The following is an 11719-nucleotide window of genomic DNA, read 5'->3' as shown; positions in this document are numbered from 1 at the left end:
TCGCATGCGCAAGAGGCGCCTGTTCAATGGCTTACTTCCCGGCCGGGACCACCGGCAGCTCGAGCGCGCTTTCCATGCCCGGCGCGTGGAACACCTTGTGCGTGGCCTTGCGGTAGTCGCCCGGCTTGGCGAAGAAGATATTCGGGACAAAAGTCTGCGGGTTGCGGTCGTACAGCGGGAACCAGCTTGACTGCACCTGCACCATGATCCGGTGGCCCTTGAGGAACACGTGGTCGGCATTCGGCAGGGCGAAGCGGTAGCGCTCCACCTTGTTCGGGGTGATGGCGGCCGGCTTGTCCAGGCCCGTGCGATAGCGCCCGCGGAAGATATCCATGGCGATGCCCAGCTGGTAGCCGCCCAGTTCCGGCTGCGAGGCCACTTCGTCCGGATACACGTCGATCAGCTTGACCACCCAGTCGGCATCGCTGCCGGTGGTCGAGGCGAACAGGTTGACCATGGCCTGGCCCGAGATCTGCAAGGGGGCCTCGAGCTTGTCGGAGACGTAGGTCAGCACGTCCGGGCGGTCCGAGAACGAGCGCTGGTCGGTGACCAGCCATGGCTTCCAGACCGCGCCATCGAACATGCGCACCGGACGCGGGATGAAGGGCACCGGCTTGGCCGGGTCGGAGACGTAGTCGTCGGCCTGGGCGGACGTGTTGGCAGCGGCGGCGGCCGGCTTGTCAAAGTCGAGGCGCGCGCCGGCTTTCAGGTACAGCGGCTGCATCACGTCGGTGAGCGGCCACTTGTCGAGACGCTGCCACTTGTTGGCGCCGGTGCGGTACGACAGCACCGGCGGCGTGTCGGCCTTCGGCGCGCCATCCTTCAGGTACTGGTTAAAGAAGGGCAGCATCACGTCGCGCCGGAATTCGGCAGCAGTGTCGCCGGTGAAGCGGATCGCGCCCAGGCTGGAACCGTCGTAATTGACGCCGCTGTGGCGCCACGGGCCGACCACCAGGTGGTTCATGGTGTTGGTGGTGTCGAGCTTTTCGGTGGCGGCGTAGGCGGCGTAGGGACCGTAGATGTCTTCCTGGTCCCAGCGCCCGACCACGTGCATGGTGGGCACCTTGAGCGGACGCGCGCCCAGCACGCGGTCGAGCGCCTGGTTCTGCCAGAAGCTGTCGTAGGCCGGATGCTCGAAGATCTTCTTGGTAAACGTCAGCTGGTCGATGCCGAAGCGCTTGGCGTAGTCCGAGGCGGAACCGGCGCGCAGGGCGAATTCGTAATCGTCGTAGACGCCGGTGGCGATGTTCGGCCCGCTGCCGCGCGTGGCGGTCTGGCCGGCGATGTACGACAGGTTGTTGACGCGGAAGGCGCCGTTGTGGAACCAGTCGTCGCCGCGCCAGCCGTCCACCATGGCGCTCATCGGCACCGCGGCCTTGAGCGCCGGGTGCGGATCGGCCAGGGCCATGAGCACCGTGAAGCCTTCGTAGGACGAGCCCACCATGCCGACCTTGCCATTGCTTTGCGCGATATTCTTGACCAGCCAGTCGATCGTGTCCCAGGCGTCGGTGGCATGGTCGACGGCGGTGTCGTTGAGCGGGCCGCGCAGGGGGCGCGTCATGACGTAGTCGCCTTCCGAACCGTATTTTCCGCGCACATCCTGGTAGACGCGGATGTAGCCGTTGGCCACATAGCCGTCGTCGCCTTCGGCCAGCATCGAGGCCATGTGCGGACTGACGTTACGCTCGCTGCGCTTGGCCGCGTTGTAGGGCGTGCGGCTGAGGATCATCGGCGCGCGCGCCGCACCCTTGGGAATGGTGATGACGGTGTGCAGCTTGACGCCGTCGCGCATCGGGATCATCACGATGCGCTTGACGTAGTCGGCGCCGTTGTCAGGCGCTTGGAACGGGGTGGCGGCGATGTCGGGCGCCATCGGCGCGGTCTGCGCGCAGGCCAGCGGCGCGGCCAGGAGGGACAGGGACAGGGGCAGGGACAGGGCGGACAGGCGGATGGTGCGGTGGCGCGGCATTCATGATCTCCAGGATGGTCTTGTCGTCGATGTTAAGCATTCTTGCAATATTGCTCGATAGTACCTAACGAAACACGGGTATGCAATCCGCATCAGGCCGGATTTCCGGCGAATGTGACATTTAATTGCCACTGTGACAAACAGCGCTTTTTGGGCCGGATAATCCGTGTATCCTCGCTGCCCCGCTCAGCTCAGCGGCTGGAACGATTCGGCCTGGGCAATCGGCCAGTACAGCCCGAACACGGGCGGCAGGCGCTCGATCTGGTCCGGGTCGAGCAGTTCGCCTTCGGAGAGGTAGGGAATCAGGGTCGAGACCTGCTTGACCTGGTTGGGCGAGACGCGCCGCACCAGGTGATGGGGATTGAGCTGGTTCGGGTGGGTCAGGCCGGCGGCGGCGATCAGATGGGCCAGCGCCTTCATCGTACTCTGGTGAAAATTGGCCACGCGCGCGGTCTTGTCGGGCACGTCGAGCGCCTTCTGGCGCTGCTCGTCCTGGGTCGCCACGCCGGTCGGGCAGCGGTCGGTGTGGCAGCTCTGCGACTGCACGCAGCCCAGCGCGAACATGAAGCCGCGCGCCGAATTGCACCAGTCGGCGCCGAGCGCGATGGTGCGCGCGATGTCGAAGGCGGTGATGATCTTGCCCGAGGCGCCGATCTTGATTTTCTCGCGCAGGCGCGAGCCGACCAGGGTGTTATGCACCAGCACCAGCGCTTCCTGCAAGGGCGTGCCGACGTGGTCCGAGAATTCGACGGGTGCCGCGCCGGTGCCGCCTTCGCCGCCGTCGACCACGATAAAGTCGGGCACGATGCCGGTCGCCAGCATGGCCTTGACGATGCCGAAGAACTCCCACGGATGGCCGATGGCCAGCTTGAAGCCGGTCGGCTTGCCGCCCGAGAGGGTGCGCAGGCGCTCGATAAAGTGCAGCATCTCGATCGGAGTCGAGAAGGCCGAATGGCTGGCCGGCGACAGGCAGTCGACTCCCACCGTGACCCCGCGCGCGGCGGCGATTTCGATGGTCACCTTGGCGCCCGGCAGGATGCCGCCCTGGCCGGGTTTCGCGCCCTGCGACAGTTTGAGCTCGATCATCTTGACCTGCGGCTGCGTGGCGTTGGCGACGAAATTGGCTTCCGAGAAGCCGCCGTCGGCGTCGCGGCAACCGAAGTAGCCCGAGCCGATTTCCCATACCAGGTCGCCGCCGTGCTGGCGGTGATAGCGGCTGATGCTGCCTTCGCCGGTGTCGTGCATGAAGCCGCCCAGGCGCGCGCCGCCGTTCAGGGCTAGGATGGCGTTGGCCGAGAGCGAGCCGAAACTCATGGCCGAAATGTTAAACACGCTGGCGCTGTAGGGCTGCGCGCGCGGGCACGAGGGGTGGTTGCCGATCTCGATGCGGAAGTTGCAGTCGCCCATGGGCGCCGGCGCCATCGAGTGGTTGATCCACTCGTAGCCGGCTTCGTAGACATCGAGCTGGGTGCCGAAGGGGCGCTTGTCGGTTTCCATCTTGGCGCGCTGGTAGACGATGCTGCGCTGGTTGCGCGAGAACGGCTTGGCCTCGGTATCGTCTTCCAGGAAGTACTGGCGGATCTCGGGGCGGATCGATTCGAAGAAAAAGCGGAAGTGCGCCAGGATCGGATAATTGCGGCGCAGGGCGCGCCGGGTCTGGGCCAGGTCGGCGATGCCGAGCGCGGTGAGGGCGCCGCTGACGACCGCCAGCCACCATCCGGGCCCTTCGCCGCGGAACGCGAGGATGGCCGACCATCCGAAGACGAGCAGCGAAATCAGGAAGGGCAGGTAGCGCGGCGAGACAAAGCTCATGGGGGACTCCATAGTCAATAAACGGTAACAATGCTAAGCTAACGCCGATTAACCCCCGGCGAAAGAACGCGATGATCATTGTCCACCATTTGAATAATTCACGCTCCCAGCGTATTTTGTGGCTGCTGGAGGAATTGGGACTGGCGTACGAGATCAAAAAGTACCAGCGCGACACCAAGACCATGCTCGCGCCCCCCGAACTGCGCGCGGTGCACCCGCTGGGCAAGTCGCCGGTGATCACCGACGACGCCAACACGGTGGCCGAATCGGGCGCCATCATCGAGTACCTGCTCGAACGTTATGGAAACGGCAAATTCGTGCCCGCCGCAGGCACGCCCGACAAGCTGCGCTACACCTACTTCATGCACTACGCGGAAGGCTCGGCCATGACGCCGCTGCTGATGAAGCTCGTGTTCGATCGCGTGGAAAAGAGCCCGATGCCATTCTTCGCCAAGCCGATCGCGCGCGCCATCGCGCACAAGGTCAAGGGCACCTACATCCTGCCGCAGATCGCGCAGCATCTCGCTTACCTTGAGGCGGAACTGGCCAAGTCCCCGTGGTTCGCCGGCGCCGAGTTCAGCGGCGCCGACATCCAGATCAGCTTCGTGCTGGAGGCGGCCGCCTCACGCGGCGGCCTGGGCGACAAGTATCCGAAACTGATGGATTTTTTGAACCGCATCCATGCCCGTCCAGCTTACCAGCGCGCGCTGGAACGCGGCGGCCTGTACGAACTGCTCAAGTAAGGCCGTGGGCAAGCTGCTGGCCATCGACGGGCTCAATATCGTACGGCGCGTGTACGAGGCCAGTCCCGAACCCGATTCGGCCGAGAAGGCCGATATCGCCCTGCGCCACGCGCTCTCGTCATTCCGTAAACTCCTTGGGACGCATGCGCCGACCCACGTGCTGGCCGCGTTCGACCATGGCGGCCCGACCTGGCGCCACGCCCTGTATCCGCGTTACCGCGAGCAGCGCGCGCCGATGCCCTCCTTCCTGCGCGACGCGCTTCCCGGGTTTCATGCGAAGCTGGCGGGCGAGGGGCTGCACGTGCTGGTGCTGCCGGACGTGGAAGCGGACGACGTGATCGGCACCGGAGTGCTGCGCTGGCTGGCCGAAGGGCGCGGCGAGGCGATCGTGGCTTCCACCGACAAGGACTTGCACGGCCTGATTGCGCAAGGGGCGCTGGTGTGGGACCATTTCAAGGGCGAGTGGCACGATGACGCCTGGGTGCGCAAGAAGTTCGGGGTGGCGCCCGAGCTGCTGGTCGACCTGCTGGCGCTGATGGGCGACGTGACCGACGGCGTGCCGGGCGTGTCCAAGGTCGGCATGAAGACGGCGGCCAAGCTGCTTAACGCCTACGGCAACCTCGATGCGGTGATGGCCGGCGCCGGCATTCTCAAGACCCCGGTCGGCGAGCGCCTGCGCGCCGAACGCGAAGTGTTGTATTTGTCGCGCCAACTGGTGCAACTGAAGACCGACGTGCGCCTGGGCGTGACCTGGAACATGCTGGCATTCGAAACCTTCTGAACAAAAAGGAAAAGACGCGATGTTAAAAGCAGTGATCGTCGATGGAAATGCGATTTCGCGCGGCTTGTTGAACAGCGTGTTGACGGAGGGCGGCTACAACGTGGTCGGCGACACCCATACGGGCCTGAAGGGCTACCTGCTGGTGCAGAAGCACCATCCGCAGATTGTGTGCGTGGCGCTCGAGCAGGTGGAAGACGGCGGCGAGATCGTCGAACAGATCCGCGCGCACCATCCCAAGACCCTGATCTTGATGGTCTCGGGCACGCTCGACGCCCCCACCGTGCAGGCGGCCGTGGGGCGCGGGGTGCAGGGGTTCATCGTCAAGCCGTTCAAGGCCGATGCGGTGCTCAACACGATCAGGAACACGGTGCTGGCGGTGATCAAGAAACAGAAGGCGCCGCAGTCGCAATGAGTTCTGGCGGGGCGGGGCGATCCTGCGCGTCAGTGCGTCGACGAATCACCGCCGGCGTTTAACCGATGCGATCAGCCGACACGATGAAATCGGCGAAGCTGTCCGCCACGGCCGGCGCTTCGCCGGTTTCATGCGACCAGAGCACCACCACCGGCTCGCCGGCGGCGCCCACTGCCGCATAGTCGAAGCAATACAAGTCGCCCGTTCCGCAGTCGGCGAACGGCAGCAGCGCCGACAGGTCCAGCCCGGAGTCGGAAAAAATATCCAGCCATTCGGCCCAGCGGCCTTCCACATTGCGCACGATCGAGTCCCAGGTTTTTCTCGGGTCGCGCGCATCGAAGACCGGGAACACGGTGAGCGCGCCGAGCGACCTGCCGTTGTTGACCAGCAGCCAGTTGGCAAAGGAGGCGGGCAGGCGCCGCTTGAGCGCCGCCTCCGCAGCGGCGATCCCGGTCGATGAAGTGCCGATCACGCGGGTCCTGGACATGGCATGTCTCCCGGGGCAGGGCGCCCGCTGCGTCAGATCGCGGCCGATCCCGCGATAATCCCGCCGCCCAGGCACACGTCGCCGTCATACAGCACGGCCGACTGCCCCGGCGTGACCGCCCACTGCGGATCGGTAAAGTTCAATCCGAAATTGCCCATGCCGTCGGGCGTGAGCACGCACGGCACGTCGGCCTGGCGGTAGCGCGTCTTGGCCGACATGGCGCGCGCCTCGGGCGCACTACCCGCCACCCAGCTGGCCTGGTCGGCGTGCAGGCTGCCGGACAACAGCCACGGATGGTGATGCCCCTGCACGATGTACAGGGTGTTGTTCTCGATATCCTTGCGCGCCACGTACCAGGCGTCGCTCGAGCCATCGTCGTTCTTGTACTTCTTCATGCCGCCCACGCCGATGCCCTTGCGCTGGCCCAGGGTGTAGAACGACAGTCCCACATGTTCGCCCACCACGGTGCCGTCGTCGGTCTTCATCGGCCCCGGCTTGTACGACAGGTAGCGGTTCAAGAAGTCGCGGAACGGGCGCTCGCCGATGAAGCAGATGCCGGTCGAATCCTTCTTGGCGGCGTTCGGCAGCGCCAGCTTTTCGGCGATCTTGCGCACTTCCGTTTTCGGGATTTCGCCGAGCGGGAACAGGGTGCGCGACAACTGCGCCTGGTTCAGGCGGTGCAGGAAGTAGCTCTGGTCCTTGGTATGGTCAAACGCCTTGAGCAGCTCGAAGCTGCCGGCGTTCTCGCGCACGCGCGCATAGTGGCCGGTGGCGATCAGGTCGGCGCCGAGGTGCATCGCATGGTCGAGGAAGGCCTTGAACTTGATTTCGGCGTTGCACAGCACATCGGGATTCGGGGTGCGCCCGGCCTGGTATTCGCGCAGGAAGTCGGCGAACACGCGGTCCTTGTATTCGGCGGCGAAATTGACCGCCTCGATGTCCACGCCCACCACGTCGGCCACGCTGGCCGCGTCGATCCAGTCCTGGCGCGTCGAGCAGTATTCGGAATCGTCGTCGTCTTCCCAGTTTTTCATGAACAGGCCGACCACGTCGTAGCCCTGCTCCTTGAGCATCCACGCCGCCACCGACGAATCGACGCCGCCCGACATGCCGATCACGACTTTCTGCTTTTTCCCTGCGTTTGCCATTACATTCAATCCGTCTAAATACAGCCGTCTAAGTTAATCCACCCTCGAACACCGAGGCGTGGGTGTGCAGCATTTCCAGGGGCATGCGGCGGCCACCGAGGTAGTCGTCCACGCACTGCAGCATCAGCGGGCTGCGGTGGCGCTCCTGGCAGGCGGCCATTTCGTCGCGCGTCATCCACAAGGTGCGGATGATGCCGTCGTCGAGCGGCTGGTCGTGCTCCTCGCCGGCTTCGCCGCAAAAGGTGAAGCGCAGGTAAGTGACGTCGGTGCCGCGCCGCTTGGAGGTGTAGCGCGACATGTAAATGCCCACCAGCGCCTCGGGCGTGAAGTCGTATGCCGTCTCTTCCAGCACTTCGCGCACCACCGCCTGGGCCAGCGTTTCGAGCGGGTCGAGGTGGCCCGCCGGCTGGTTCAGGCGGATGCCTTCGCTGGTCTCTTCTTCAATCAGGAGGAACTTGCCATCACGCTCGATGATGGCGGCAACGGTAACGGAGGGTTTCCAGATATGCGGCATGCGTGTCCTTCAAAATGAGCCGTCATTTTACCTTCATGCAGCATCGGTTGCCGATCCGGCATCGAACACAAGCGTAAAACAGGGAACACCGTATTGATCTGATACAAGAAAACGGTGGATTTTGCGCAGTGTGCAGTGCAACCGGTTTGGATCTGGAGGACTTCATCTAGAAAAAACGGATGGTCGTGCTATTTTTGGGTTTGCGTGTACTATCGTGAGCAGTTTATTAATTCTATGGAGGCGTCATGAGAATAGGCATACCGGCCGAAACGCGGTCGGGTGAAACCCGTGTTGCTGCAACTCCCGAGACGGTCAAGAAGCTCGCCGCCAGGCACCAGGTGGTGGTCCAGGCGGGCGCCGGTTTGATGGCTTCCGTCACCGATGAAGCGTATGCCGCGGCCGGCGCGACCATCGGCAGCGCGCCTGAGGCTTTTGGGTGCGACGTGGTGCTCAAGGTACGCGCACCGAACGCCGAGGAACGCCCTCTCATGAAGCCCGATGCCGTCCTGATCGGCATGCTCAATCCGTTTGACACCGACAATATCGCCGCCATGGCCGCCGCCCGCCTGCGCGCCTTTGCGCTCGAAGCGGTGCCGCGCATTACGCGCGCCCAATCCATGGACGTGCTGTCCTCGCAGGCCAACATCGCCGGCTACAAGGCTGTGATGATGGCGGCGAACACCTACCAGCGCTTCATGCCGATGCTGATGACCGCCGCCGGCACCGTGAAAGCGGCGCGCGTGCTGATCATGGGCGTGGGCGTGGCCGGCCTGCAGGCGATTGCCACCGCCAAGCGCCTGGGCGCCGTGATCGAAGCGTCCGACGTGCGCCCGCCGGTCAAGGAGCAGGTCGAGTCGCTCGGCGCCAAGTTCATCGACGTGCCGTATCTCACCGACGAAGAGAAGGAAATCGCCAAGGGTTCGGGCGGCTATGCGCGCTCGATGCCGGCCGACTGGATGCGGCGCCAGGGCGAACTGGTCCACGAACGCGCCAAGCTGGCCGACATCATCATCACCACCGCCCTCATTCCGGGCCGCGCGGCGCCGGTGCTGATCTCCGAAGAGACGGTCAAGGCCATGAAGCCCGGCTCGGTGATCGTCGACCTGGCGGTGTCGCAGGGCGGCAACTGCCCGCTGTCGGAACTGAATAAAACGGTGACCAAGCACGGCGTGCACATTATCGGCGAGCCGGACCTGGCGACCCTGGTGGCGGCCGATGCCTCGGCCCTGTATGCGCGCAATGTGCTCGATTTCCTCAAGCTGATCATCGACAAGGATGAACAACTGGTGATCGACCGCGAAGACGAGATCCTCAAGGCCACCCTGGTGTGCGCCGACGGCGCGGTGCTGCGCAAATAGAACGCAGGCTGCCACAAGAATCAAAGCAAGGGAGGACGGGCCGCGGCCCGCCGTCACATCAACGTCAAGAGGGAGGCAGCATGGAAGTCAGTCACACCATCATTAATCTCATCATCTTCGTGCTGGCGATTTACGTCGGCTACCACGTCGTCTGGACCGTCACACCCGCACTGCACACGCCCCTGATGGCGGTCACCAACGCCATCTCGGCGATCATCATCGTCGGCGCCATGCTGGCCGCGGGTCTGACCACCGGCATCGTCGGCCAGGTCTCCGGCACGCTGGCGGTGGCGCTGGCGGCGGTCAATGTGTTCGGCGGCTTCATGGTCACCCAGCGCATGCTCGAAATGTTCCGTAAAAAGGAACCCAAGGCGCCGGCAGCGGCAGTGGCAGCCAAGGCGGGGGACCACGCATGAATTACATCAGCATGAACCTGGTGACGATGTTCTACCTGATCGCGTCGGTGTGCTTCATCCAGGCGCTCAAGGGCTTGTCGTCGCCGGCCACCGCGCGTACCGGGAACGCCTTCGGCATGAGCGGCATGGCCATTGCCACCATCACCACCGTGGCGCTGATCTACAAGCTGCAGGCGCAGGCCGCTACCACCGGAGGCCTGGGCTTTACGCTGGTGCTGATCGGGGTAGTGGTCGGCGGCGGCATCGGCGCCTTTGCCGCCAAAAAGGTCGAGATGACCAAGATGCCGGAACTGGTGGCGGCGATGCACTCGCTGATCGGCCTGGCCGCAGTCTGCATCGCAATCGCCGTGGTGGCCGAACCGTGGGTATTCCAGATCACCACGCAGGGCGTGGCGCTGCCTTTCGGGAACCGCCTTGAACTGTTCATCGGTACTTTTGTGGGCGCGGTGACGTTCTCGGGTTCGGTGATCGCTTTTGGGAAGCTGTCGGGCAAATACAAGTTCCGCCTGTTCCAGGGCGCGCCGGTCAGCTTTCCGGGCCAGCACATGCTCAACCTGGGCATCGCCATCGCGCTGATCGCGCTCGGGCTGGTGTTCTGCTTCGCGCCCGGCGTGGAGCCGGCCTGGACCCCGTTCATCATCATGGCGGTGCTGGCCTTCATCCTGGGCGTGCTGATCATCATTCCGATCGGCGGGGCCGACATGCCGGTGGTGGTGTCGATGTTGAACAGCTACTCCGGCTGGGCGGCAGCGGGCATCGGTTTTTCGCTGAATAACTCGATGCTGATCATCGCCGGTTCCCTGGTCGGTTCGTCCGGCGCGATCCTGTCGTACATCATGTGCAAGGCGATGAACCGCTCGTTCTTCAACGTGATCCTGGGCGGCTTCGGCGGCGACCCGGCGGCGGCAGCGGCCGGCGGCGCGCAGGAACAGCGTCCGGTCAAGTCGGGTTCCGCCGACGATGCCGCTTTCATCATGAGCAATGCCGAAACCGTGATCATCGTGCCGGGCTACGGCCTGGCGGTGGCGCGCGCCCAGCACTCGCTCAAGGAGCTGGTCGAGAAACTCACCCACAAGGGCGTGATCGTCAAGTACGCGATCCACCCGGTGGCGGGGCGCATGCCGGGCCACATGAACGTGCTGCTGGCCGAAGCCGAGGTGCCGTACGACCAGGTGTTCGAGATGGAAGACATCAACGGCGAATTCGGCCAGACCGACGTGGTGCTGGTGCTGGGCGCGAACGACGTGGTCAACCCGGCTGCCAAGGATCCCAAGTCGCCGATCGCCGGCATGCCGATCCTGGAGGCGTACAAGGCCAAGAGCATCATCGTCAACAAGCGTTCGATGGCGTCGGGCTATGCGGGGCTCGATAACGATCTGTTCTACCAGGCCAACACGATGATGGTGTTCGGCGACGCCAAGAAGGTGATCGAGGCGATGGTCAAGGCGGTCGACTAGAAGTTAGCAGCGACATTAACAGCAAAAAACGCCGCCCGGTGGTACAGGGCGGCGTTTTTCATGGGGCCGGCAGGGCCGGATCAGGCGATCAGGCGGCCTGGCGCTGTTCCAGCGCCTGCACGTTGTCGCCGCCGTCGATGACGATGCGGCGCGGCTTGAGGGCCTCGGGCACTTCACGCACCAGTTCGATGGTCAGCATGCCGTTGTCGAACGCGGCCGTGGTGACCTTGACGTGGTTGGCCAGCTGGAAGCGCTGCTCGAAATCACGCGCCGCGATGCCACGGTGCAGGAAAGTGCGCTCGGTATCGTCTTTCTGCTTGCGGCCGGTGATGTGCAGGCTGTCGCGCTCGGTGACGATCTCGACTTCCGAGCGGTCGAAGCCGGCGACGGCCATCACGATGCGGTACTTGTCTTCGCTGACCAGTTCGATGTTATACGGTGGATAGCTGGGCTGCGCGTCGGCGCGCTGCGATTCCAGCAGGTGGGCCAGGCGGTCGAAGCCGATAGCGGAACGATAGAGTGGAGCAAGGTCGAATGTGCGCATGATAAGTATCCTTTAGAAGTTAAGCGATAAGTTGACGGACCTCCGTGGAGCATCCGTTGAATCCAATCTAAAGGCGAT

The 11719-nt window shown here is 64.1% G+C and carries 12 protein-coding genes; 6 read left to right on the top strand and 6 right to left on the bottom strand.

The window, feature by feature from the left end; translation table 11 throughout:
* Positions 1 to 31 precede the first annotated feature (31 nt).
* Together F1609_RS17285 and F1609_RS17280 are read right to left on the bottom strand one after the other, a co-directional pair.
* Positions 32 to 1969, bottom strand: coding sequence for a CocE/NonD family hydrolase (locus F1609_RS17285; protein ID WP_187363046.1), 1938 nt, complete (start codon positions 1967 to 1969; stop codon positions 32 to 34).
* A gap of 186 nt (positions 1970 to 2155) precedes the next feature.
* On the bottom strand, positions 2156 to 3781 hold the full coding sequence (locus F1609_RS17280; protein WP_167077645.1) for an FMN-binding glutamate synthase family protein: 1626 nt from the start codon (positions 3779 to 3781) through the stop codon (positions 2156 to 2158).
* Positions 3782 to 3852: 71 nt separating this feature from the next.
* Here F1609_RS17280 and F1609_RS17275 point away from each other — a divergent pair, with 71 nt between their 5' ends.
* Genes F1609_RS17275 through F1609_RS17265 form a run of 3 tightly spaced genes read left to right on the top strand, consistent with a single transcriptional unit; the run spans position 3853 to position 5717 of the window.
* Positions 3853 to 4524 (top strand): glutathione S-transferase family protein, encoded by a 672-nt coding sequence (locus F1609_RS17275; RefSeq protein WP_167077644.1) that lies wholly within the window; start codon positions 3853 to 3855, stop codon positions 4522 to 4524.
* Positions 4525 to 4528: 4 nt separating this feature from the next.
* Positions 4529 to 5305 carry a 5'-3' exonuclease gene (locus tag F1609_RS17270; protein ID WP_167077699.1) on the top strand — a complete coding sequence of 259 codons (777 nt, stop codon included), beginning with the start codon at positions 4529 to 4531 and terminating at the stop codon, positions 5303 to 5305.
* Between the two features lie 19 nt (positions 5306 to 5324).
* A complete protein-coding gene (locus F1609_RS17265) occupies positions 5325 to 5717 on the top strand; it encodes an ANTAR domain-containing response regulator (protein WP_167077643.1) in 393 nt (130 codons plus the stop codon).
* Positions 5718 to 5775: 58 nt separating this feature from the next.
* Here F1609_RS17265 and F1609_RS17260 read toward each other — a convergent pair whose 3' ends face one another.
* From F1609_RS17260 to F1609_RS17250, 3 genes are read right to left on the bottom strand one after another with little or no spacing between them, the layout of a single operon-like run.
* Positions 5776 to 6204 carry an SMI1/KNR4 family protein gene (locus tag F1609_RS17260; RefSeq protein ID WP_167077642.1) on the bottom strand — a complete coding sequence of 143 codons (429 nt, stop codon included), beginning with the start codon at positions 6202 to 6204 and terminating at the stop codon, positions 5776 to 5778.
* A 32-nt stretch (positions 6205 to 6236) separates the two neighbouring features.
* Complete coding sequence (mnmA, locus tag F1609_RS17255; RefSeq protein WP_167077641.1) at positions 6237 to 7352, bottom strand: tRNA 2-thiouridine(34) synthase MnmA; 1116 nt, start codon at positions 7350 to 7352, stop codon at positions 6237 to 6239.
* A 28-nt stretch (positions 7353 to 7380) separates the two neighbouring features.
* On the bottom strand, positions 7381 to 7866 hold the full coding sequence (locus F1609_RS17250) for an NUDIX hydrolase (protein ID WP_167077640.1): 486 nt from the start codon (positions 7864 to 7866) through the stop codon (positions 7381 to 7383).
* 245 nt (positions 7867 to 8111) lie between these two features.
* On the opposite strand from F1609_RS17250, the gene F1609_RS17245 reads away from it, so the two are divergent.
* The 3 genes from F1609_RS17245 to F1609_RS17235 all read left to right on the top strand — a co-directional run bounded on the left by F1609_RS17245 (position 8112) and on the right by F1609_RS17235 (position 11097).
* Entirely contained in the window at positions 8112 to 9224 is a 1113-nt protein-coding gene (locus tag F1609_RS17245; RefSeq protein WP_167077639.1) for a Re/Si-specific NAD(P)(+) transhydrogenase subunit alpha, read from the top strand.
* Between the two features lie 80 nt (positions 9225 to 9304).
* Positions 9305 to 9640 (top strand): NAD(P) transhydrogenase subunit alpha part 2, encoded by a 336-nt coding sequence (locus F1609_RS17240; protein WP_167077638.1) that lies wholly within the window; start codon positions 9305 to 9307, stop codon positions 9638 to 9640.
* Positions 9637 to 11097 (top strand): NAD(P)(+) transhydrogenase (Re/Si-specific) subunit beta, encoded by a 1461-nt coding sequence (locus F1609_RS17235; protein WP_167077637.1) that lies wholly within the window; start codon positions 9637 to 9639, stop codon positions 11095 to 11097. Before F1609_RS17240 ends, F1609_RS17235 begins: the two co-directional genes overlap by 4 nt.
* Positions 11098 to 11185: 88 nt before the next feature.
* Here the strand turns inward: F1609_RS17235 and F1609_RS17230 are convergent, their stop codons facing one another.
* The gene (locus F1609_RS17230) at positions 11186 to 11641 is read right to left on the bottom strand and encodes an Hsp20 family protein (protein ID WP_167077636.1); all 456 of its coding nucleotides are present in this window, start codon (positions 11639 to 11641) and stop codon (positions 11186 to 11188) included.
* Positions 11642 to 11719: the final 78 nt, after the last annotated feature.

The organism is Massilia aquatica, assembly GCF_011682045.1.
Lineage (GTDB): Bacteria > Pseudomonadota > Gammaproteobacteria > Burkholderiales > Burkholderiaceae_D > Telluria_A > Telluria_A aquatica.
This window is presented reverse-complemented; position numbering and strand designations above follow the sequence as displayed.

Coding starts and splice junctions, on each gene's coding strand:
- F1609_RS17285 (WP_187363046.1), bottom strand. CDS start 1,969: ATGCCGCGCCACCGCACCATCCGCCTGTCCGCCCTGTCCCTGCCCCTG.
- F1609_RS17280 (WP_167077645.1), bottom strand. CDS start 3,781: ATGAGCTTTGTCTCGCCGCGCTACCTGCCCTTCCTGATTTCGCTGCTC.
- F1609_RS17275 (WP_167077644.1), top strand. CDS start 3,853: ATGATCATTGTCCACCATTTGAATAATTCACGCTCCCAGCGTATTTTG.
- F1609_RS17265 (WP_167077643.1), top strand. CDS start 5,325: ATGTTAAAAGCAGTGATCGTCGATGGAAATGCGATTTCGCGCGGCTTG.
- F1609_RS17260 (WP_167077642.1), bottom strand. CDS start 6,204: ATGTCCAGGACCCGCGTGATCGGCACTTCATCGACCGGGATCGCCGCT.
- mnmA (WP_167077641.1), bottom strand. CDS start 7,352: ATGGCAAACGCAGGGAAAAAGCAGAAAGTCGTGATCGGCATGTCGGGC.
- F1609_RS17250 (WP_167077640.1), bottom strand. CDS start 7,866: ATGCCGCATATCTGGAAACCCTCCGTTACCGTTGCCGCCATCATCGAG.
- F1609_RS17245 (WP_167077639.1), top strand. CDS start 8,112: ATGAGAATAGGCATACCGGCCGAAACGCGGTCGGGTGAAACCCGTGTT.
- F1609_RS17240 (WP_167077638.1), top strand. CDS start 9,305: ATGGAAGTCAGTCACACCATCATTAATCTCATCATCTTCGTGCTGGCG.
- F1609_RS17235 (WP_167077637.1), top strand. CDS start 9,637: ATGAATTACATCAGCATGAACCTGGTGACGATGTTCTACCTGATCGCG.
- F1609_RS17230 (WP_167077636.1), bottom strand. CDS start 11,641: ATGCGCACATTCGACCTTGCTCCACTCTATCGTTCCGCTATCGGCTTC.